General features: G+C 71.5%; 17 protein-coding genes and 1 pseudogene. 10 read left to right on the top strand and 8 right to left on the bottom strand.

Annotated features, from left to right (window positions below; translation table 11 throughout):
- Window positions 1-41 precede the first annotated feature (41 nt).
- The 3 genes from ACZ6TU_RS18205 to ACZ6TU_RS18195 all read left to right on the top strand — a co-directional run bounded on the left by ACZ6TU_RS18205 (window position 42) and on the right by ACZ6TU_RS18195 (window position 2,592).
- On the top strand, window positions 42-1,472 hold the full coding sequence (locus ACZ6TU_RS18205; protein WP_469549499.1) for a S8/S53 family peptidase: 1,431 nt from the start codon (window positions 42-44) through the stop codon (window positions 1,470-1,472).
- A 62-nt stretch (window positions 1,473-1,534) separates the two neighbouring features.
- Window positions 1,535-2,110, top strand: coding sequence for an RNA polymerase sigma factor (locus ACZ6TU_RS18200; protein WP_467670843.1), 576 nt, complete (start codon window positions 1,535-1,537; stop codon window positions 2,108-2,110).
- Between the two features lie 5 nt (window positions 2,111-2,115).
- The gene (locus ACZ6TU_RS18195; RefSeq protein ID WP_467670845.1) at window positions 2,116-2,592 is read left to right on the top strand and encodes a hypothetical protein; all 477 of its coding nucleotides are present in this window, start codon (window positions 2,116-2,118) and stop codon (window positions 2,590-2,592) included.
- Window positions 2,593-2,675: 83 nt separating this feature from the next.
- Here ACZ6TU_RS18195 and ACZ6TU_RS18190 read toward each other — a convergent pair.
- The 5 genes and pseudogenes from ACZ6TU_RS18190 to ACZ6TU_RS18170 form a co-directional block, all read right to left on the bottom strand.
- Window positions 2,676-2,795: pseudogene (locus tag ACZ6TU_RS18190) on the bottom strand (cytochrome P450); the annotation flags it as partial.
- A gap of 102 nt (window positions 2,796-2,897) precedes the next feature.
- Complete coding sequence (locus ACZ6TU_RS18185; RefSeq protein ID WP_467670847.1) at window positions 2,898-3,686, bottom strand: N-formylglutamate amidohydrolase; 789 nt, start codon at window positions 3,684-3,686, stop codon at window positions 2,898-2,900.
- A gap of 134 nt (window positions 3,687-3,820) precedes the next feature.
- The gene (locus ACZ6TU_RS18180; RefSeq protein WP_467670849.1) at window positions 3,821-6,040 is read right to left on the bottom strand and encodes an NADP-dependent isocitrate dehydrogenase; all 2,220 of its coding nucleotides are present in this window, start codon (window positions 6,038-6,040) and stop codon (window positions 3,821-3,823) included.
- A 662-nt stretch (window positions 6,041-6,702) separates the two neighbouring features.
- Complete coding sequence (locus ACZ6TU_RS18175; protein WP_467670851.1) at window positions 6,703-7,800, bottom strand: mechanosensitive ion channel family protein; 1,098 nt, start codon at window positions 7,798-7,800, stop codon at window positions 6,703-6,705.
- A 229-nt stretch (window positions 7,801-8,029) separates the two neighbouring features.
- On the bottom strand, window positions 8,030-9,013 hold the full coding sequence (locus ACZ6TU_RS18170) for a lysylphosphatidylglycerol synthase transmembrane domain-containing protein (RefSeq protein ID WP_469549493.1): 984 nt from the start codon (window positions 9,011-9,013) through the stop codon (window positions 8,030-8,032).
- Between the two features lie 213 nt (window positions 9,014-9,226).
- Here ACZ6TU_RS18170 and ACZ6TU_RS18165 point away from each other — a divergent pair, with 213 nt between their 5' ends.
- On the top strand, window positions 9,227-11,113 hold the full coding sequence (locus ACZ6TU_RS18165) for an ABC transporter ATP-binding protein (RefSeq protein ID WP_469549884.1): 1,887 nt from the start codon (window positions 9,227-9,229) through the stop codon (window positions 11,111-11,113).
- A 103-nt stretch (window positions 11,114-11,216) separates the two neighbouring features.
- On the top strand, window positions 11,217-11,723 hold the full coding sequence (locus ACZ6TU_RS18160) for a hypothetical protein (RefSeq protein ID WP_467670855.1): 507 nt from the start codon (window positions 11,217-11,219) through the stop codon (window positions 11,721-11,723).
- Between the two features lie 2 nt (window positions 11,724-11,725).
- On the opposite strand, the gene ACZ6TU_RS18155 is transcribed toward ACZ6TU_RS18160, so the two are convergent.
- Entirely contained in the window at window positions 11,726-12,706 is a 981-nt protein-coding gene (locus ACZ6TU_RS18155) for a Bug family tripartite tricarboxylate transporter substrate binding protein (protein ID WP_469549491.1), read from the bottom strand.
- Between the two features lie 97 nt (window positions 12,707-12,803).
- Between ACZ6TU_RS18155 and ACZ6TU_RS18150 the strand changes: the two genes are divergently transcribed.
- Together ACZ6TU_RS18150 and ACZ6TU_RS18145 are read left to right on the top strand one after the other, a co-directional pair.
- A complete protein-coding gene (locus ACZ6TU_RS18150) occupies window positions 12,804-14,432 on the top strand; it encodes a sensor histidine kinase (RefSeq protein WP_467670859.1) in 1,629 nt (542 codons plus the stop codon).
- On the top strand, window positions 14,429-15,130 hold the full coding sequence (locus ACZ6TU_RS18145; RefSeq protein WP_469549488.1) for a response regulator: 702 nt from the start codon (window positions 14,429-14,431) through the stop codon (window positions 15,128-15,130). The genes ACZ6TU_RS18150 and ACZ6TU_RS18145 overlap by 4 nt, the downstream gene beginning before the upstream one ends.
- 8 nt (window positions 15,131-15,138) lie before the next feature.
- Here the strand turns inward: ACZ6TU_RS18145 and ACZ6TU_RS18140 are convergent, their stop codons facing one another.
- Together ACZ6TU_RS18140 and ACZ6TU_RS18135 are read right to left on the bottom strand one after the other, a co-directional pair.
- Window positions 15,139-15,450, bottom strand: a complete 312-nt coding sequence (locus ACZ6TU_RS18140; RefSeq protein ID WP_469549485.1) for a hypothetical protein — start codon at window positions 15,448-15,450, stop codon at window positions 15,139-15,141.
- A 247-nt stretch (window positions 15,451-15,697) separates the two neighbouring features.
- Window positions 15,698-16,645: a methionyl-tRNA formyltransferase gene (locus ACZ6TU_RS18135; protein WP_469549483.1), complete on the bottom strand. Its 948-nt coding sequence runs from the start codon at window positions 16,643-16,645 to the stop codon at window positions 15,698-15,700.
- Between the two features lie 263 nt (window positions 16,646-16,908).
- Between ACZ6TU_RS18135 and ACZ6TU_RS18130 the strand changes: the two genes are divergently transcribed.
- The 3 genes from ACZ6TU_RS18130 (at window position 16,909) to ACZ6TU_RS18120 (ending at window position 20,654) form a co-directional block, all read left to right on the top strand.
- Window positions 16,909-18,264: a lysine N(6)-hydroxylase/L-ornithine N(5)-oxygenase family protein gene (locus ACZ6TU_RS18130; protein WP_467670865.1), complete on the top strand. Its 1,356-nt coding sequence runs from the start codon at window positions 16,909-16,911 to the stop codon at window positions 18,262-18,264.
- Between the two features lie 273 nt (window positions 18,265-18,537).
- On the top strand, window positions 18,538-19,596 hold the full coding sequence (locus tag ACZ6TU_RS18125) for a FecCD family ABC transporter permease (RefSeq protein WP_467670867.1): 1,059 nt from the start codon (window positions 18,538-18,540) through the stop codon (window positions 19,594-19,596).
- Window positions 19,593-20,654 (top strand): FecCD family ABC transporter permease, encoded by a 1,062-nt coding sequence (locus ACZ6TU_RS18120; RefSeq protein WP_467670869.1) that lies wholly within the window; start codon window positions 19,593-19,595, stop codon window positions 20,652-20,654. The genes ACZ6TU_RS18125 and ACZ6TU_RS18120 overlap by 4 nt, the downstream gene beginning before the upstream one ends.
- Window positions 20,655-20,682: the final 28 nt, after the last annotated feature.

Raw genomic sequence — 20,682 nt, 5'->3', positions numbered from 1 at the left:
CGCCGCACCGACCGACGCCGTCGCCCAGTGGGAGGACCCGCATGGCACCTCAGCGATTCCACGAGCAGTTCGACCAGATCCAGCGCTCGATGCCGGACGTACCCCTGGCGATGGGACCGGACGACTCGGCCGAGTTCATGTACGAGAAGGGCGTCGTCCTCGTCCGCGACGGCGAGGAGGCCCGGATCGTCGAGGACACCGTACGGGCACACTTCACGGCGGCAGCCGACCTCGACCAGGACCAGGTCCGCCGGGCGGGCCCGCAGACCAACCGCAGCGGCGTCACCCGGATCCGGGTCGGCGACCCCGGCGAGGGGAGCCGGGAAGCGGACCGGGCTGTCGCACAGGCCCTGCGATCCGTACGCGAGCGCGAGGCGCGGGCCGGGCACCGGATGGTCGCCCGCAACCACGTGGTGCACATCGCGGTCAACGCCTGCCCCGGCGACGAACCCGTACCCGTCCCGGTGAGCGAGCCGTCCAACCCGGCGGCCGCGGACACCGCGTACGACCCGGACACCGCCGTCGGCGTCCTCGTCGTCGACACCGGCCTGATGCACGACTACCGCTCCTGCACGCTCCTCGCCCACACCGACGGCGACGCCCAGGTCCAGGAGTGCGACGACCAGGGGATCCTCCAGCAGTACGTCGGGCACGGCACGTTCATCGCCGGTCTCGTCGCCGCCGTCGCGCCCAACACCGACATCACCGTGCGCGGGAGCCTCAACGACGCGGGCGCCGTCCTGGAGTCGGAGTTCGGCGAGAAGCTCTTCGAGGCCGTCGACGCCGGCGGCTGGCCCGACGTCCTCAGCCTCTCCGCCGGCACCTCCAACGGCCGCACCGACGGCCTGCTCGGCGTGGAGAACTTCATGCGGGAACTGCGCGAGCAGGGCACCCTGCTGGTCGCCGCCGCCGGCAACAACGGCAGCGCCGCCCCCTTCTGGCCCGCCGCCTACGCCGACCTTCCCGGCTGGGAGGACTCCGTGCTGTCGGTCGGCGCGCTGCGCAGCGACGGCGAGTTCGGCGCCTGCTTCACCAACCACGGCCCGTGGGTGAAGGTCTACGCTCCCGGCGAGCGCCTCACCAGCGCCTTCACCGGCTTCGGGACGCCCGTCCCGTACATCTACCAGCACTCCACGTACGACGCTTGCCGCTACGGCTTCACTTACGGGTGCACCTGCCAGCACCCCCGCCACACCGGCGTGCTGAGCGACGAGAACGCCTGCGCCAAGCCGGACCAGGTGATGTTCGAGGGGTACGCGCAGTGGAGCGGCACCTCCTTCGCCACCCCCGTGACCGCCGGCCTGGTCGCCGCCCACATGACGGCGCACAAGGAGACCGACCCGCGCGCGGCCCGGCGGCAACTGCTCGCCACCGGCGCCGGGTTCGCGGAAGTGCGCGGGGCGCACGTACCCGCGCTGCGCCCGCCCACCTGGCGCCCTGTCCCGGTCGTACGTCTGGCCCCCGGGCTGTGAGGGCCGGAACCGCCCTCTCCACGGCGTACGATGACGTGCCGTACTCGAGGGGTGGGGCTGCCGTGGACCGTACTGATGCCGGCGCGCTCGTCCAGGCCGCCACCGACGGCGACGCGGCGGCCTGGAAGGCGCTCGTGGAAGGGCTGAGCCCCCTGGTGTGGTCCGTGGTGCGGGCCTACCGGCTGTCCGACGCGGACGCCCACGAGGTGTACCAGACCGCGTGGTTCCGCTTCGCCCAGCACCTCGGACGGATCCGGGAACCCGGCAAGGCGGGCGCATGGCTGGCGAGCACCGCGCGCCACGAGTGCCTGAAGGTCATCCGGAGCTCGCAACGGCTGACCCTGACGGACGATCCACAGCTCCTGGACCGGGTCAGCGAGGACGGCACGCCGGAACAGTCGCTGCTCGACTCCGAGGAGGCAGCCGCCCAGAGCGAACGGGTACGGCGGTTGTGGCAGGAGTTCGAGGAACTGGGCGAGCGGTGCCGGCAGTTGCTGCGGGTACTGATGGCCACGCAGCCGCCCAGCTACCAGGACGTGTCCGCCGCGCTCGGGATCGCGGTGGGCAGTATCGGGCCGCTGCGCCAGCGCTGTCTGCGGCGCCTGCGGGCCCGGCTCGAGGCACGGGGGGCGATGTGAGCGACATGAACGACGACATGTTCGACGAAGACGACCGGGGCGACCAGGAGTTCGACGCCGGGCTGCTGGAGGAGGAGCTCCGGCAGGCCGCCGCCGTCCTGGACCCCGTGCCGGCGGAGCTCCAGCAGATCGCCGTCGACGCCTACGCACTGCACGACCTGGAGGCCCGCGTCGCGGAGCTCACCTTCGACTCGCTGGTCGACGCCCTCCCGGTCCGGGGAGCCGGCGACGCGCCCCGGATGCTGACCTTCCGGGCGGGCGAGATGACCGTCGACATCGAGGTGACCGCACACGGGCTGATCGGCCAGGTGCTGCCGCCGCAGCCGGTCAGGATCGAGGTCCTGGACGGACCACGCCCCGGCTCCTCGTTCACGGCCGACGACCTGGGCCGCTTCACCGCCGACGCACCGCCGTCGGGCCCGTTCGCCCTGCGGCTGCGGACCGGCGGGGACGTGGTGGTGACGGAGTGGCTGCGGGCCTAGGGGGTGTCGTCGGGGATCAGGTCGCAGACGCGGGCGAGATGCCGTCGATTCCCGCGACCTGATCCAAACGATGGGCCCGCGTGACGCCCGGTCACCTCCGCGCGACTGGACCGCGGATCGTCGGTGATCAGCTTCACGTCGTCGTGCCGGATGGTCAGCCACGCCCGCCCCTCGCCGTACGGCAGCCGGATCGGGTCAGAGGGCGGACCGGTCCCGTACCGGGGGGAAGCGGTCTCCTCCGTCCTTCCCCCGCCCTCACCGCGCCCCCGCCGCTGGTCGCACGGGAGTGCTCCAGCCGGTGACGGTCAGCCGGACACGGCGTCGACCAGGCGGGCCAGCGCGGCGGCGAGCCGCTCGAGTCCGGGACCGGCGGGACCGCCCGGCTCGGTCATGTAGGTGTCCCGGCGGATCTCCACCATGAGCGCCTCGACCCGCGGGTCGGTCCCGTAGAACTCCAGCGGCACATAGGCCCCCCTGAAGGGGCTGTCGCGCTCCGTCTCCCCGAAGGCCTGCCGCGCGGCGTCCAGCAGCCCGGGAGAGGTGTGGAAGGAGTCGGTGCCGAGACACACCGGCGGACGGGCCCCCTCCCCGTGCAGCTCGTACGGCAGCCGGGCGCGGGGATACGAGTGCACGTCGATGATCACGGCCCGCCCGGTGGCCGCCAGCCGGTCCGCCACGGCCTGCGTCATCGCCCGCGCGTACGGCAGGAAGTACCGCTGGACGAGCGGCCCGGCTTCGACGTCCCCGGACCGCAGCACGGCGCCGTGCGTGGTCCGGGTGTAGACCGCGCCCATTCCGACGGCACGCATCTCCTCCCGTTCGTCGGGGAAGCGCTCGGGGTCGACGACCAGCCGCGACAGCCGGTTGACGAACCGCCACGGGACGACGCCGGCCGTCCCGGCCGCCGCCTCGGCGATCTCCGCCGTGTGCGCGTCGGTGATGTGGTCCAGCTCTCGCGCGAGCTCGTCGTCGCCCAGCACGATGTCCGCACGCACCGACGGCGGTATCTCCCGTGCCGAGTGCGGGACATGCAGGATCACGGGGGAGTGCCCGGCGCCGGGCAGGACATCGAAGGACCGGAGGTCGTCGGTCACGCGGCGGCTCCACGGGCTTGTCGGGGGGGGGGGGGGCTTCGCTCGAAAGCCCCGGCCTCTTCGAACATAACTCCGCCCCGGCCGGGCGGTGCGCCGGCCGGGGCGGAGCGGAGGGGCCGAGGGGGCCCGGGGCGTCAGCTCAGGGACGCCAGCGCCTCGTTCCACGTGGCGGACGGGCGCATGACCTCGGCGGCCTTCGCAGGGTCGGGCTGGTAGTAGCCGCCGATCTCGGCCGGCTTGCCCTGGGCGGCGGCCAGCTCGTCGACGATCTTCTGCTCGTTGGCCGCGAGCGTCTCGGCGATCGGGGCGAAGGCCTTCGCCAGGTCCGCGTCGTCGGTCTGCTGGGCCAGCTCCTGCGCCCAGTACAGGGACAGGTAGAAGTGGCTGCCTCGGTTGTCGATGCCGCCGACGCGCCGGGTCGGCGACTTGTCCTCGTTGAGGAAGGTCGCCGTGGCGCGGTCGAGGGTGTCGGCGAGGACCTGGGCGCGGGCGTTGCCCGTCACCTTGGCGAACTGCTCGAGGGACGGCACCAGGGCGAAGAACTCACCCAGGGAGTCCCAGCGCAGGTAGTTCTCCTTGACCAGCTGCTGCACGTGCTTCGGCGCCGAGCCGCCCGCACCCGTCTCGAACAGGCCGCCGCCCGCCATCAGCGGGACGACCGACAGCATCTTGGCGCTGGTGCCCAGCTCCAGGATCGGGAACAGGTCGGTCAGGTAGTCGCGCAGCACGTTGCCGGTGACGGAGATGGTGTTCTCGCCGCGGCGGATGCGCTCCACCGACAGCTTCGTGGCCTCGACCGGGTTCAGGATCCGGATGTCCAGGCCCTCGGTGTCGTGCTCCGGCAGGTACGCCTTGACCTTGGCGATCAGGTTGGCGTCGTGCGCGCGGGTCTCGTCCAGCCAGAACACCGCCGGGTCGCCGGTGGCGCGGGCGCGGGTGACGGCCAGCTTCACCCAGTCCCGGATCGGCGCGTCCTTGGTCTGGCAGGCGCGGAAGATGTCACCGGCCGAGACGGTCTGCTCGATGAGCGCGGTGCCGTTCCGGTCGACCAGGCGGACCGTGCCCGTGGTGGCGATCTCGAAGGTCTTGTCGTGGCTGCCGTACTCCTCGGCCTTCTGCGCCATGAGGCCCACGTTCGGCACCGTGCCCATGGTGGACGGGTCGAAGGCGCCGTTGGCCTTGCAGTCCTCGATCACGGCCTGGTAGACGCCCGCGTAGGAGGAGTCCGGGATGACCGCCAGGGCGTCGTGCTCCTGCCCGTCCGGGCCCCACATGTGGCCGGAAGTGCGGATCATGGCCGGCATGGAGGCGTCGATGATGACGTCGGAGGGCACGTGCAGGTTCGTGATGCCCTTGTCGGAGTCGACCATCGCCAGCTCCGGGCCCTCGGTGAGCTCGGCGTCGAAGGAGGCCTTGATCTCGGCCCCCTCCGGCAGGGCGTCCAGGCCCTTCCAGATGCCGCCCAGACCGTCGTTCGGGGTCAGGCCGGCCGCGGCGAGCTTGTCGCCGTACTGGGCGAACGTCTTCGGGAAGAACGCGCGCACCACGTGGCCGAAGACGATCGGGTCGGAGACCTTCATCATCGTCGCCTTCAGGTGCACCGAGAACAGCACACCCTCGGCCTTGGCCTTGGCGACCTGCTCGGTAAGGAACTCGCGCAGCGCGGCGACCCGCATCACGGAGGCGTCGACGACCTCGCCCTTCTGGACGGGTACGGACTCGCGCAGCACGGTGGTGGTGCCGTCGTCGCCGACGAGCTCGATGCGCAGCGCGCCGTCCTCGGCGATCACCACGGACTTCTCGGTGGAGCGGAAGTCGTTCTGGCCCATGGTCGCCACGTCCGTCTTGGACTCGGCGGACCAGGCGCCCATGCGGTGCGGGTGGGACTTGGCGTAGTTCTTGACCGACGCGGGGGCCCGGCGGTCCGAGTTGCCCTCGCGCAGGACCGGGTTCACGGCGGAACCCTTGACCTTGTCGTAGCGGGCGCGGATCTCGCGCTCCTCGTCGGTCTTCGGGTCGTCCGGGTAGTCCGGCAGCGCGTAGCCCTGGCCCTGGAGCTCGGCGATGGCCGCCTTGAGCTGCGGGATCGACGCCGAGATGTTCGGCAGCTTGATGATGTTGGCGGCGGGCGTCTTGGCCAGCCGGCCGAGCTCCGCGAGCGCGTCCGGGATGCGCTGGTCCTCGGTCAGGTACTCCGGGAACAGGGCGATGATGCGCCCGGCCAGCGAGATGTCGCGGGTCTCGACGGCGACACCCGCCTGCGAGGCGTACGCCTGGACCACCGGCAGGAAGGAATACGTTGCCAGGGCCGGGGCCTCGTCAGTGTGCGTATAGATGATGGTCGAGTCAGTCACCGGGTGCTCCGCTCCACGTCTGCAACATTGCTCGACATCAAGATATCTCCTGATCGACCTCGTCTCGACAGGGGTCCGTGCCCAGTTTCGGGTGACCGGCACCCATCAGCCGTCCGAGCGAAGCGGAGCATGAGATACCGCGGCGGAGTGACGGCCCCGGCGGCGGCCCGCATCGGCACGGCGGCGGTCCCTGACCTGCTTCTCCCTCGACGCACTCGGCCCGGACGTGCGGTCCGTCCGCGTCGGCGGCCGCCCGGGCGCTTTCGAGCAGGTGGCCGAGAAAACCGCGGACCACCCCGGCGCGTACGCTCCCCGCGAAAGCCCGGGGCCCGTGCCCGGCGGACTGCGGGGCGTCACCGGCGGGCGGCCCCGTGCGTACCGAGCCGCTGACCGGCGACCGGATCGCGTACATCTACTGTTCCCGTGTCCCCGCCCGCCGATCGCCACCGAGGTGGCGCAGATCACCCTGGCGGCCATGTGATCAAGGACCGGTCCCGCTGTCGCTCGGCGGGGCGGCCTTCACCGCCGTCGAGCGTGCGTTCCCGGAGCGGTACGGCGACGGCACGGAGAACGCCGTGCACGCGCCCGGCCACCGGGACCGAACCGCCCGCCCCTGCCGGGCCGCACAGCCGGCGGGGCGGGCGCCTGCACGAGAACCGGCCTCAGTCGAGCCGGGCAGAGGTCATGTCGTCCGGCTCGAGCTCGCCGGTCCGCTGGTGGGGGATGGCCACCCCGCCCTGCTGGAGCGCCACCGTCCGGGCCGGGGCGGGGATGCGGATGCCCTCCGCGCGGTAGCGCTTGTGCAGGCGCTTGATGAACTCGTGCTTGATCCGGTACTGGTCGCTGAACTCGCCGACGCCCAGGATGACGGTGAAGCCGATGCGCGAGTCGCCGAAGGTGTGGAACCGGATGATCGGCTCGTGGTCCGGCACCGCGCCCTCGACCTCGGTCATCGTCTCGGCGATGACCTCGTTGGTCACCCGCTCCACGTGCTCCAGGTCGCTGTCGTAGGCCACCCCGACCTGGACCAGGATGGTCAGCCGCTCCTCCGGCCGCATGAAGTTGGTCATGTTGGCCATGGCGAGCTGGCCGTTGGGGATCACTACGAGGTTGTTGGACAGGTTGCGGATCGTCGTCTGCCGCCAGTTGATGTCCTCGACGTAGCCCTCCTCACCGCTGCTGAGACGGATGTAGTCACCGGGCTGGACGGTCTTGGAGGCGAGGATGTGGATGCCCGCGAAGAGGTTGGCGAGCGTGTCCTGAAGCGCCAGCGCGACCGCCAGACCGCCGACACCCAGGGCGGTGAGCATCGGGGCTATGGAGATCCCCAGCGTCTGGAGCACCACCAGGAAGCCGATCGCCAGGACCAGGATCCGGGTGATGTTGACGAAGATCGTGGCCGAGCCGGCGACACCGGAACGGGACTGGGTGACCGTGCGCACCAGGCCGGCCACCACCCGCGCCGCCGACACCGTCGCCACGAAGATGAGCAGGACCGTCAGCACCTGGTTGGTGTGGTGCTGCACCGTCCGGGTCAGCGGCAGCACCGCCGCCGCGCCCGCCGCGCCGCCCACCACCGCGGCCCACGGCAGCACGGCCCGCAGCGCGTGCACGATGACGTCGTCCCCGCTCCAGCGGGTGCGGTCGGCGTGCCCGCCCAGCCAGCGCAGCAGCATGCGGAGCGCGAAGGCCGCCAGCAGGCCGGACGCCAGGGCGATGCCTGCGAAGACCAGGTCGTCCGCGGTGAGCGCCCGGTTCACCTGTCACCTCCGGAAAGAAGAACTGCGGCGAACGCCGTCGCCGGCGGCCGGATGTGAAGTTTCGTCACGTCGTCACCTGTTCGTCCTGCGGGATGTTCGGTCGCGCCCGACCACCCTGACCTGGGGTCGGCGCGATCGTTCATCCTGCCGCATTCCGCACGGGGTTTCGTACCGGGGAACGGGCCGAGCAGGGGAGTTCAGCCAGGCCACTCCGGGGCCTGGCGGCCGGTCAGATCACCTTCAGGCGTACCAGCGCCCCCAGTGTCAGCGCGCCCGGCAGCAGTGGCAGCCAGACCGTGATGACCCGGAAGGCCAGGACCACGGCCGTGGCCACCGCGGCCGGCCCGCCCGCCGCCACCAGTGCCATGACCAGCGCCGCCTCCACCGAGCCGATCCCGCCCGGGGTGGGCACCAGTGCGACGGCGACCGTCGCCGCCAGGTAGGCCACCGCCATGTGCGCGGGCGGCACGTCCAGCCCCATCGCCAGGCCCACCAGCACCAGTACGGAAGCCTGCAACGCGGGGAAGATGATGGCCCCGCCCCACAGGGCCAGGGCCCGGGCCGGGCGGGTGTGCACCGAGCCGGCCTCGCCGAGCGCCGTCCGCAGGAACGACAGCACGGCCGAGCGCACCCGCCGGACCAGGGCCAGCACGGCCACCGCGACGACGAGCACCGCACCGACACCGGCCAGCAGCGGGCCGAACGCCGTCTCCGGAACCAGCGTGCCGAGCCGCAGCGCGTCGGGGAACGCGATGAGCAGGGCGCCCAGCAGGGCCACCCGGCCGACGCTCTCCGCCAGCAGATACAGCGCGAGAGCCGCCGAGGAGCGGGCGAGCGGCAGCCCGCACACCGTCATGAACCGCAGATTGACCGCGCTCGCGCCCAGCCCGGTCGGCAGCAGGTGGTTGGCCGCCCCCGCCGCGAACTGCGTGGCGAGCAGCCGCCGTCGGGGCAGCCGCTCGACGACCGCGCCCTGCCGGGTGCAGGCGGCGGCGACCCAGGTCAGACAGGTCACGCCGGCCGCGGCCAGCAACCACGGCCACTCGGCGTTGCCCAGGTGCGCGAAGCCCTCCGCCAGTACCGACCGGTGCTGCACCGCGACCACCGTGACCAGCAGGAGCGGCAGCAGACACAGGATCTGACGCAGGCGGCGGACCGGGACGCGACGGGGGAGTCGTCCCGGGCGGATTTCGGGGAGTTGTACCGCTGTCACGTCCGCAGAGGCTTCCCGTGCCCTGCCAACGGCGGGTTGCGGACGGGCGGACGGCGTCTTGCGCGCGGGGAGCGGCTCGGAGGAAATCGTCATCGGGGCCTTTGCGGGGGGACGGGAGAGAGGGGGATCGGGCCGATTGTGCGGGATGTCGGGGCGATGTGCGAGTGCCTTGACCTCAAGATTGCTTGAGGTTCTACGTTCCCTCCCATGAGTATGGAGACCACAGCGTGGACACAACTGCACAGCGTCATGAACGCCCAGGAGGAGCGCCGCCCCCTCGCCCTCGCCACCCTGCGCCGCATCGGCGCGTTCGCGCGCCCGCACCGGCGCCGCATCGCCCTCTTCGTCCTGCTCGGCGTGGGGACCGCCCTGCTCGCCGTGGCGACCCCCGTCCTGGCCGGGAGTGTCGTCGACGCGATCGTCTCGGGCGGCACCGAGCGCACCGTCGTACGACTGTCCCTGCTCATCGCGCTGATCGCGGTGGCGGAGGCGGCACTCGGCATCCTCGGCCGGAGACTGTCGGCGACGCTCGGCGAGCACCTCATCCTCGATCTGCGGACCGCCGTCTTCGACCATGTACAGCGCATGCCGGTGGCGTTCTTCACACGCACACGTACGGGCGCCCTCGTCTCCCGGCTCAACAACGACGTCATCGGCGCCCAGCGAGCCTTCAGCAACACCCTGTCCGGAGTGGTCAGCAACCTCGTCACGCTGCTGCTCACACTCGCCGTGATGCTCACCCTGTCCTGGCAGATCACCCTGCTCGCGCTGGTGCTGCTGCCGGTGTTCGTGATCCCGGCCCGGCGCATGGGCAGCCGTATGGCACGCATGCAGCGGGAGGCCGCGACGCTCAACGCGGCCATGGGCACCCGCATGACCGAGCGCTTCTCCGCACCCGGCGCCACCCTGGTCAAGCTCTTCGGGCGCCCCGAGGAGGAGTCCACGGAGTTCGCCGAACGCGCCCGCCGGGTCGCGGACATCGGCGTCCGGACGGCGACCGCCCAGGCCGCGTTCATCACCGCCCTCACCCTGGTCTCCGCCCTCGCTCTCGCCCTGGTCTACGGCCTCGGCGGCGCCCTCGCCCTGCGCGGCACGCTGGAGCCCGGCGCGGTCGTGTCGCTGGCGCTGCTCCTGACCCGGCTGTACGCGCCGCTGACCGCGCTCGCCGGGGCGCGGGTCGAGGTGATGAGCGCCCTGGTCAGCTTCGAGCGGGTCTTCGAGGTGCTCGACCTGAAGCCGCTCATCGAGGAGAAGCCGGGCGCGCGCGAGGTGCCCGAGGGACCCGTCGCGGTCGAGTTCGAAGGCGTCCGCTTCGGCTACCCCTCCGCCGACAAGGTCTCCCTGGCCTCCCTGGAGGAGGTCGCCACACTCGACAAGCGGGGCGGTGACGAGGTCCTGCACGGCATCTCCTTCCGCGCCGAGCCGGGGCAGACCGTGGCGCTCGTCGGCTCCTCCGGCGCGGGCAAGTCGACCGTCGCGCAACTGCTGCCGCGCCTGTACGACGTCGACGAGGGCGCCGTGCGCGTCGGCGGCGTCGACGTCCGCGACCTGAGCGCGCGGTCCCTGCGGGAGACCCTCGGCATGGTCACCCAGGACGGGCACCTCTTCCACGACACCGTCCGCGCCAACCTGCTCCTGGCCCGCCCCACGGCCACGGAGAGCGACCTGTGGGACGCCCTGCGCCGGGCCCGCCTCGACGCCCTGGTGCGGTCGCTGCCCGACGGTCTCGACACGGTGGTCGGCGAACGCGGCTACCGCCTGTCCGGCGGGGAACGCCAGCGCATGACCATCGCCCGGCTGCTGCTGGCCCGGCAGCGCGTCGTCATCCTCGACGAGGCCACCGCCCACCTCGACAACACCTCCGAGGCCGCGGTCCAGGAGGCACTCGCCGAAGCCCTCGAAGGCAGGACGGCGGTCGTGATCGCCCACCGGCTCTCCACGATCCGGACAGCCGACCAGATCCTGGTCGTCGAGGCCGGCCGGATCGTGGAACGCGGCACGCACGAGGAACTCCTGGCGGCGGGGGAGCGGTACGCGGAGCTGTACCGGACCCAGTTCGGCGGGACGGAGAGCACGGTCGTGGACGCGGCGGCCGCATAGGCCGCCCCGACCTGTGTGAACGGTGCCGGGCGCGCGTCCGTATCCCTCACGAGTACTCCTGCCTGCCCGCGAGGGCAGGACGGTTCGCACCCGGAGAGGCGACGTGTCCCAGCACCAACCGCACGCACGGTCCAACCGCCGGCCCCTGTCCCGTGCCCCTCGGCTGCGCGCCACCGCGCTGGCCGGCGCGCTGGTCGTGCTCCCCCTGGTCACCGCATGCGGCGGCGGTCACGACGACAAGCCGGCCGCGCGTGGCGGGACGGTCACGCCGAGCGGGTCCGCCGCTCCCGCCGCCGGGGTCGTCGCGCCGGCGAAGGTGGAGGTGATCGCCGGCCTGACCGGCTGCAAGGTGAAGATCCGCACCGAGGCGGACGAGCTGCGCGAGGGCGTGTGCCACACGAAGAAGGGCGACTACCTCATCACCACCTTCCCCCAGGAGAAGCTCAAGGAGACCTGGCTGGCGTCGGCGAGCGTGTACGGGGGCAAGTACCTCGTCGGCATGCGCTGGGTGGTCAGCGCCAAGCCGGAGATGCTCGAACCCCTCCGCGCGAAACTCGGCGGCAGCGTCCGGGAGTTGCAGGGCATCGGCCCCAGCGCGAACCCCTCCTGACGTCACCGCGGCCCGAGCCGGCGGACCAGACCGGCGACCTGCTGGTCCTGCCGGGCCAGGTAGGACTCGAAGGCACGGCCGGTGGCGAACACGTCGGTCCAGCCGTGCCGGCGCAGCTCGGCCCGCCACTGGCGGGAGTCGTGCAGCTCGGTCAGCGCCTCGACCCAGCGCCGCCGGTCGGTGTCGCTGATGCCGGGCGGGGCCACGATGCCCCGCCAGTTGTCGAAGACCAGGTCGATCCCTGACGACTTCAGGGTCGGGACACCCGGCAGGACACCGACCGGCCGCTCGCCGGTGACGGCCAGGACCCGCAGCCGACCGGCGCGGATCTGGTCGAGGAACTCGCCGAACCCGCTGGTGGCGATGGAGACCCTGCCGTCGAGCAGCGCGGGCAGCAGCTCACCGCCCCCACCGTCGTACGGCACGTACGTGACCTTCCTCGGGTCGATGCCGACCGTCTGCGCCAGCCGCATCGGCAGCAGATGGTCGGGTCCGCCGAGGGAGGAGCCGCCGCCCACCCTGAGGCTCCCGGGGTCCTCGCGCCAGGCGTCGACCAGCGCGCCGATCGTCCGGTACGGCGAGTCCTTCCGGACGACGATCGCGCCGGCCTCCTCGACGAGGCGTGCGATCGGGGTGGTCTCGGTGACGGTCACCTTCGACCCCGCCGCGTGCGCTGCGCCCACGACTCCGAGGCCCATCTGGAGGGCGAGATCGCCGTTGCCCCTCTCGTCGGCGAGGCGCTTCAGGCCCACCGTGCCGCCGGCGCCGGGCAGGTTGAACACCTGCACGTCCGAGGCGATCCCGGCCTCCGCCATCACCCGGGCCGCGGTCCGGGCCGTGGTGTCGTAACCACCGCCCGGGGTGTTGGGCACCATGAGCCGCAGGTCCCGCGGTCCGTCGCCCGGCCACCCACCGCACGCGCCGGCCGCCAGCAGGGCCAGGGCGGAGAAGGCGCCGAGCAAGGCGCGTGCGGGACGTCTCATGACACCTCACTTCCGGTTTTCCCTGGCCGGCGTCATGATTGTGCGACTCGGCACACGAGCCGCCCCACCTGTGTCGGCATTGAAGATTGAGTTCATTGTGGTCGCCACCTTTCGTCGCCATTCGCTCGCGGGCGAGATGCTGGTGCTCCAGCTCGCCATCGTCGTGGTGGTGCTGCTGGCGGTCGCCGCGGTCTCGCTCGCCCAGTCGGAGGCCACGTTCAACCGCGTCGAGGGACGCCGGGTGAGCGCGCTGGCCGAACAACTGGCCGCCAACCCCCTGGTACGCAGCCAGCTGGTGCGTCCCGCGCCCGGGGAGACCCTCGCCCCGCTGGTGCTCGCCACGCAGGCACAGTCCGGAGTGACCTCGGTGACGGTGGCCGACGCCTCCGGCCGGATCGTCAGCTCGACCAACCCCACGGTGATCGGCGAGCGGCTGCCCCAGGGGCAGGCCACCGACCAGGCGCGGGGCTGGTCGGGGCCGCTGAGGCTGGACGGCAACCGCGAGCTGGCCGCCCAGGTCCCCGTCCTCGGGGCGACGGAGGAGAACCTCGGCCGGATCCTCGGCACGGTGATGATCGGCGAGGCCGATCCGACGGTGTGGCAGCGCCTCAGCGGCGCCTCCTCGTATCTGCTCGCCTATCTGGGCATCGCCAGCGGGCTCGGCGTGGCCGGCTCCTGGCTGCTCGCGCGGCGGGTGAAGCGGCAGACCCTCGGGCTGGAGCCGGGGGAGATCGCGGGACTCGCCGAGCACCGGGAGGCGATGCTGTACGGGATCGCCGAGGGCGTGATCGCCCTGGATCCGCAGCACCGGCTCACCCTCGTCAACGACATGGGCCGCCGCCTGCTCGACCTGCCCGAGGACTGCGTCGGCCAGAGCCTGGACGGTCTGGGCATCGACGGACGGCTGCGCGACGTGCTGGCCGGCACCGCCGCCGGCAAGCGGGACGAGGTCGTCGTCCGCCACGGCCGGGTCCTGGTGATGAACCGGATGACCGTCACCAAGGACGGCCGGCTCCTCGGCTCGGTCACCACCCTGCGCGACCGCACCGAACTGGCCCGGCTGGAGCGGGAGATCGGCTCCTTCCGCAGCTCCTCGGAGCTGCTGCGGGCGCAGGCGCACGAGTTCGCCAACCAGTTGCACACCATCTCCGGGCTGATCCAGATCGGCGAGCAGGACGAAGTCGTGCGCTACATCCGCGCGTTGAACCAGCACCGCCAGTCCCTGGACGTCACCCTCAGCCGCCGCGTCCGGGACACGGCGGTGGCCGCACTGCTGATGGCGAAGGCGTCCCTCGCGGCCGAACGGAAGGTCAGTCTGCGGATCTCGGACGACACCGCGCTGGAGCGGCTGGCTCCGGAGGACGCCGCCGACGTGGCGACCGTGGTGGGCAACCTGGTGGACAACGCCGTCGACGCCGCGGCGCACGACGGGGAGCGGTGGGTCGAGGTGGCCCTGCGGCAGGACGCCTCCAGCGTGGAGATCGTGGTCCGCGATTCGGGGCCGGGCGTGGCTCCCGAACTGGCCCGCGAGGTGTTCTCCCACGGATTCACCACCAAGGCCGCGCGGGAGGGCGAGCGCGGCATCGGACTGGCCCTGACCAAGTTGGTCTGTGAACGGCACGGGGGAGAGATCTCGGTGTCCAACACCCCCGACGGGGCCGTGTTCACCGCACGCATGACCGTCAGCCACCTCCCCGAAGCGGTGGCGGAAGGAGCGGCCCCATGACCGGAACGCGCGACAAGGCGGGCACGATCGACGTCCTCGTGGTCGACGACGACTTCATGGTGGCCCGGGTCCACCGCGCGTTCGTCGAACGCGTCGAGCCGTTCCGTGTCGTCGGCGTGGCCCACACCGGCGGACAGGCGGTCGAGGCCGTGAACGAACTGCGCCCCGACCTCGTCCTGCTCGACCTGTATCTCCCCGACCTCTTCGGCCTCGACGTCATCCCCCGGCTGCGCACCGCCGGCCACGACTGCGACGTCATGGTCATCAGCGCCGCGCAGGAGGCCGACGCGGTCCGCGGCGCCGTCCGTCAGGGGGTCGTCGACTACCTCCTGAAACCCTTCGACTTCGAGGATCTGCGCCCCCGCCTGGAGCGTTACGCCGCCCAGCGGGGCCGGCTGCTCACGGCGGTGGTACGAGGCCAGGCCGACGTCGACCGGGTGCTGGCCGGAGCGGGCGTCCCCGCACCGGCCCCGGCGCTGCCCAAGGGCATGAGCGTGGAGACCGCCGAACTCGTCGAGCGGGCCCTGCGCGCGGCGGACGGCACCCTGTCCGCCTCCGAGTGCGCCGCGCTGACCGGCGTGTCCCGCGTGAGCGCCCGACGCTACCTGGAGTACTTCCACGGCACCGGCAGCGCGGAGGTGTCCCTGCGCTACGGCGTCGCCGGCCGGCCCGAACGGCGGTACTCCTGGCGGGCGTGATCCTCTGGCTACGGCCGGCCGTCGCCCTGCGGAGGGCCGGGCGCCGGCAAGGGGGAAGGCGCGGGGGCCGGGACGGAGACCGTCGCGGCCGAGCCATCTCGGCCGTTCGGTGTCGAGGTGCCTGGCTTCTCCGCCGCGTCCTCCCCGATCCTCACGGTGTACAGGCCCGGGCTCTGGTCACGCCACTGCCCGGATTCCGGTCCGACGGCCGTCGCGGCGGTCAAGGGGAGCACTACGGCCGCGGTGAGCGCCAGGATCCAGCCGAGGACGAGGCTCAGGAGCGTGCCACTGGTCTGGTGGTACGTGTCGTGGTAGGCCAACTGTCGTCCCGTTGGTTCGACTTGACGTCATGTACTGCCCCCATGGGAGTCACTGTCGCAGCCGCCGCCGGCAAAGGGAATCTTGAAACTTAAAGCCCCACGCCTTGCACAGAAGTTTCACAGCGGCCCAGCGCCCGGAAAAGGCGATCGCCGTCGTACGGATCAGAGGCGCGTACGACGGCGATGCCCGGTCGGCCCCGGGACCGTACCGGGGTCGACACGTCGGGACGCCGGTGGGACCGGCAGGTCAGGGCTGGTTGGTCAGGTAGCCGCCCATGGCGGTGAAGTACTCGGTCGCGGGCAGCTCCCGGCCGTCCTCGGTCCGTACGCGCGTGATGGCCAGGCCGTGGTTGCGGCCGGTGCGGGCGTCGGCTCCGGCGACGATCACCACGCCCTCGCCCTCGCGGTAGAAGATGCGGCCGGGGGTGCCGCCATACCGCCCCTCGGAGACGACGGCGGCCAGGACCTCGAGTCGCTTGCCCTTGTGGAAGGTGAACGCGCTGGGGTACGGCTCGGACTGGGCGCGGACCAGTCGCTCCAGGCTCTCGGCCGGCCAGGTCCAGTCGATGCGGCTGTCCTCGATGGACCGCTTGTGGAAGAAGCTGGCCTGGGAGCGGTCCTGCTTGGTGAACTCCGTCTGCCCGGAGGCGATGAGGCCGAGCGCGCCGATGGTGACCGGGGCGATGAGGTCGACGGTCTTGTGGAACAGGTCGGTCGCCGTGTCAGTCGGCCCGACCGCCACCGCCTCCTGTCGCACGATGTCGCCGGCGTCGAGTTCGTCGTTCATCATGTGCGCGGTGACGCCCACTTCGGGCTCGCCGTTGATCAGCGCCCAGATCAGCGGGGAGAAACCGGCGTACTTCGGCAGCAGCGAGTCGTGCACGTTGAGCGTGCCGTGGCGCGGCAGGTCGAAGATGCGCGGCGGAATCCACGTACGCCAGTTGTTGGCCACGATGATGTCCGGGTCGGCCCCCTTGAGACGCTCGAACAGTTCGTCGTCGTCAGGGCGGTTGCGGATCACGACCGGTACGCCGTTCTCCTCGGCGAGGTCGGCGACCGAGTCGCTCCAGATCTTCTCGTACGCGTGCTCGCTCTTGGGATGCGTCACGACCAGGACCACGTCGTGCTCGGAGTCCAGGAGGGCTTGCAGGGTGCGGTGCCCCCAGGTCTGGTAACCGAACATGACGACCCGCATGGGGTTCCTCCTCGAAGCAGGGAATGGCCGTGGCCAGTAAAGCAAGGCTTACCTAAGTGGTCAACGGGGCCAGTTCGCGCATGTGTTGGCGACTCGCCCGCTCCGGCGCGTCCGTTTTGCCTATGGACACCTCCACCGGATGAGCTTAGCCTTACCTAAGTTTTGGGTGGTGCCTCTTCGGCGTGCCCGACTTCCGTACTTCCCGATGCTCGACCAACGGCTGCCTGCCCAGAAGGGCCGCCGCACCGCACGATGGGAGTGACATGGCACAGGCTCGTCCTGGCGACGCCCCTTTGATCCACGACCTCATTGGCATCGGCTTCGGGCCGTCCAACGTGGCCATGGCGATCGCGCTCAGCGAGCACAACGCACGCGCCGGCGGGGGAGAGGCGGTCTCCGCTCACTTCTTCGAGCAGCAGCCGCGCTTCGGCTGGCACCGAGGCATGCTCATCGACGACGCGACCATGCAGGTGTCCTTCCTCAAGGACCTGGTGACGCTCCGGAACCCCGCCAGCGAGTACAGCTTCCTGTGCTACCTCAAGAGCAAGGGACGGCTGATCGACTTCATCAACCACAAGAACCTCTTCCCGCTGCGGGTGGAGTTCCACGACTACTTCGAGTGGGCCGCGGGCCAGGTCGACGACATGGTCTCCTACGGCCACGAGGTCGTCGGCGTCATGCCCGTCGTGCGCGACGGTGACGTGGAGTATCTGGACGTCACGGTCCGGTCGGGGGAGGGTCTCGAGGTCCACCGGGCCCGCAACCTCGTCCTCGGCACGGGCCTGCGCCCCCTCATGCCGGAGGGCGTGGAGCGCAGCGACCGCGTCTGGCACAACTCCGAACTGCTGGGCAGGGTCGACGCGTTGGAGGGCACCTCGCCCTCCCGGTTCGTCGTCGTGGGCGCCGGGCAGAGCGCCGCCGAGAACGTCGCCTACCTGCACCGGCGCTTCCCCGAGGCCGAGGTCTGCGCGGTCTTCTCCCGTTACGGCTACAGCCCCGCCGACGACAGCGCCTTCGCCAACCGGATCTTCGACCCCGAGGCCGTCGGCGAGTTCTTCACCGCGCCTGAGCCCGTCAAACGCCGGCTGATGGACTACCACGGCAACACCAACTACTCCGTGGTGGACATCGACCTGATCGACGACCTGTACCGGCAGATGTACCGGGAGAAGGTCCTCGGCACCGAGCGCCTGCGCTTCCACAACGTCTCCCGGCTCACCGGTGTCACGGAGACGCCGGACAAGGTCAGGGCCACCGTCACGTCCCTCGTCACCGGCGAGGAGACCCTCCTGGACGCCGACGTCGTGGTGTTCGCCACCGGCTACAGCCCGGCCGACCCCGTCGGTCTGCTCGGCGAGGTGGCCGATCGCTGTCTCCGTGACGACGAGGGCCGCGTCCGTGTCGAGCGCGACTACCGCATCGCGACGGAGCCCGGCCTGCACTGCGGCATCTATCTCCAGGGCGGCACCGAGCACACGCACGGCATCACCTCGTCCCTGCTGTCCAACACCGCCATCAGGGTCGGCGAGATCCTCGACTCGCTCCTCGACCGGGGCCGCAAGTCCGCTTCCGACGAGGCCCGGACGGTCGCCGACGGCACCGGCAGCGCCACCCGCTAGGGCCTGTTGCGAAAGTGCCGCCTGCCGCGCGACGCCCGGCACGCACTCTCGCCGCACCGGCCCGAAAGCCCGAGTACGCCCAGTACGAGGGCTTCCGGCCGGCACGCCGAGAGCACGCACCGGACGCCGCGCGGCCGCCCTTCGGGCGACGACGCCACTTTCGCAACAGGCCCTAGTCCACCCACCGGTTCCGCCGTCACATCGCCGCGCCTCGACAGGTGGGCCCACCCGGCAGGCGCAGCGGCACTCATCAGAGGGATAACGTACGTCGACATGGGCACGATCGCAGTGGAGCGCCCCACGTCCAAGGTCACAACTCAAGCCCGTCGGCGCCGAGTTGTGGGCCTTGGTGCGCTGGTGTTGATCCTGGTGGCCGCGGGGGCGGCGTCATTGGCCGTCGGTGCGCGCGCGTTGAGCCCCGGCGAGGTGTGGCACGGGCTGTTCGCGGCACCGGAGTCCGACCAGCGGCTCACCGAGATCAGGCTCATCGTGGAGACCGTGCGTGTGCCCCGTACGGTGCTCGCGATCGTGGCGGGCGTCGCCCTCGGGGTCGGCGGGGCGCTGATCCAGGGGTACACGCGCAATCCGATCGCCGACACCGGCCTGCTGGGCGTGAACTCCGGCGCCTCGTTCGCCGTGGTGACGGTGATCGCCGTGTTCGGGCTCTCCGATCCCTTCCAGTACATCTGGTTCGCGTTCCTGGGGGCGGCGGTCGCCGGCGTCGTGGTGTTCGGTCTTGCGAGCATCGGCCGCGGTGCCGGGAACCCGTTGACGCTCGCCCTGGCCGGGCAGGGAGTCACGGTGTTCCTCGCGGCGATGACCGTGGCGATCGCGCTGTCGGACCAGAAGTCGCTGAACGCGCTGCGGTTCTGGAACGCGGGCTCCGTGGCCGGCGTGGGATTCGGGGTCATCTGGCCGGTGACCGGGTTCATCGTGGCCGGACTGGTGCTGGCACTGATCACGCTGCCGGCCCTCAACCTGCTCAACCTGGGCGACGACGTGGCGCGCGGGCTCGGGGTGAACATCGCACTGAGCCGCACCGTCGGCATCACGGCCATCACCCTGCTGGCGGGCGCCGCGACGGCCGCGTGCGGGCCCATCGCGTTCCTCGGGCTCATGGTGGCCCACGTGGCCCGGTACCTGACCGGGCCCGACTACCGCTGGCTGGTGCCGTACGCGGGTCTGCTCGGTGCCGTCGTCCTCCTGGTCTGCGACATCGTGGGGCGCCTGGTGGTGCGGCCGAGCGAGCTGGACGCGGGCGTCGTCGTCGCTCTGCTGGGCGCCCCGTTCTTCGCGGCTCTGGTGTGGCGCGGAAAGTTCAAGAACGCATGAACAGGACAGATGTGAAGCCGTCGGTGGCGCCGGGCGTGCGGCTCGGCCAGGTGTCGTTCGTATGGCGGCCGTGGATCGTGTGCGTCACGCTGCTGCTCGCGGCGGCGACGTTCCTGGTGTTCTGTCTGTCCATCGGCGTCGGGGACTTCCCCATCGGGCTGCCCCAGGTGATCGCCACGATCTTCGGCCGGGGGGAACAGGTCGACGAGTTCGTGATCATGGATCTGCGGATGCCGCGGGCCCTGGCCGGGGTCGTCGTGGGCATCGCGCTGGGGGTGTCGGGAGCACTCACCCAGTCCATCGCCCGTAATCCGCTGGCCAGTCCGGACGTCCTGGGCATCACGAACGGCGCCAGCGCGGTCGCGGTGTTCCTGGTCACGGTGACGGGCGGGACGGCGGCGGCGGTCGTCAACTCCGTGGGCCTGTCGGCGGCGGCGCTCATGGGCGGTCTCGGCACAGGCCTGCTGGTGTACTTCCTCGCCTGGCGGCGCGGGATCGACGGCCTCCGGCTCATCCTCATCGGCATCTCGGTGAGTGCCGTGATGGAGGCCCTCACGACCTGGCTGCTGGTCACGGCCGACATCAGGGACGTGGCCCAGGCCCAGGCATGGCTGGTCGGCTCGCTGGACGACCGGTCGTGGGACGAGGTCCAGGTAGCCGTCTGGGGCACGCTCGTCCTGCTGGTCGTCGTGGCGGGCGCCGCGTTCCAGTTCAAACCGATGCACCTCGGCGACGACGTCGCCGCGGGCCTGGGGGTCCGGTACGCGGCCGTGCGGGCGGTCCTCCTGCTGTGCGCGGTGCTGCTGGCCGGCGTGGCGGTGAGCGCGGCGGGCCCGGTCCCGTTCGTGGCGCTGGTGGCGCCGCAGGTGGCGATGCGTCTGGCACGGTGCCCGACGCCGCCCATGACGGCCTCCGCGCTGGTCGGTGCGCTGCTGCTGACCGGCTCGGACCTGGTCGCACGCACGGCACTGCCCGTCAGTCTCCCGGTCGGCGTGGTCACCGCGGCGATCGGCGGCCCCTTCCTCGTCTATCTGCTGGTACGGGCGAACCGCAGATAGCTGATAAAAAGTCAGGCGAGCCTAAGTA

It is taken from the genome of Streptomyces sp. NPDC052064 (assembly GCF_055585925.1).
The sequence above is the reverse complement of the archived record's forward strand: the minus strand, read 5'-3'. Positions and strand labels throughout refer to the sequence as shown.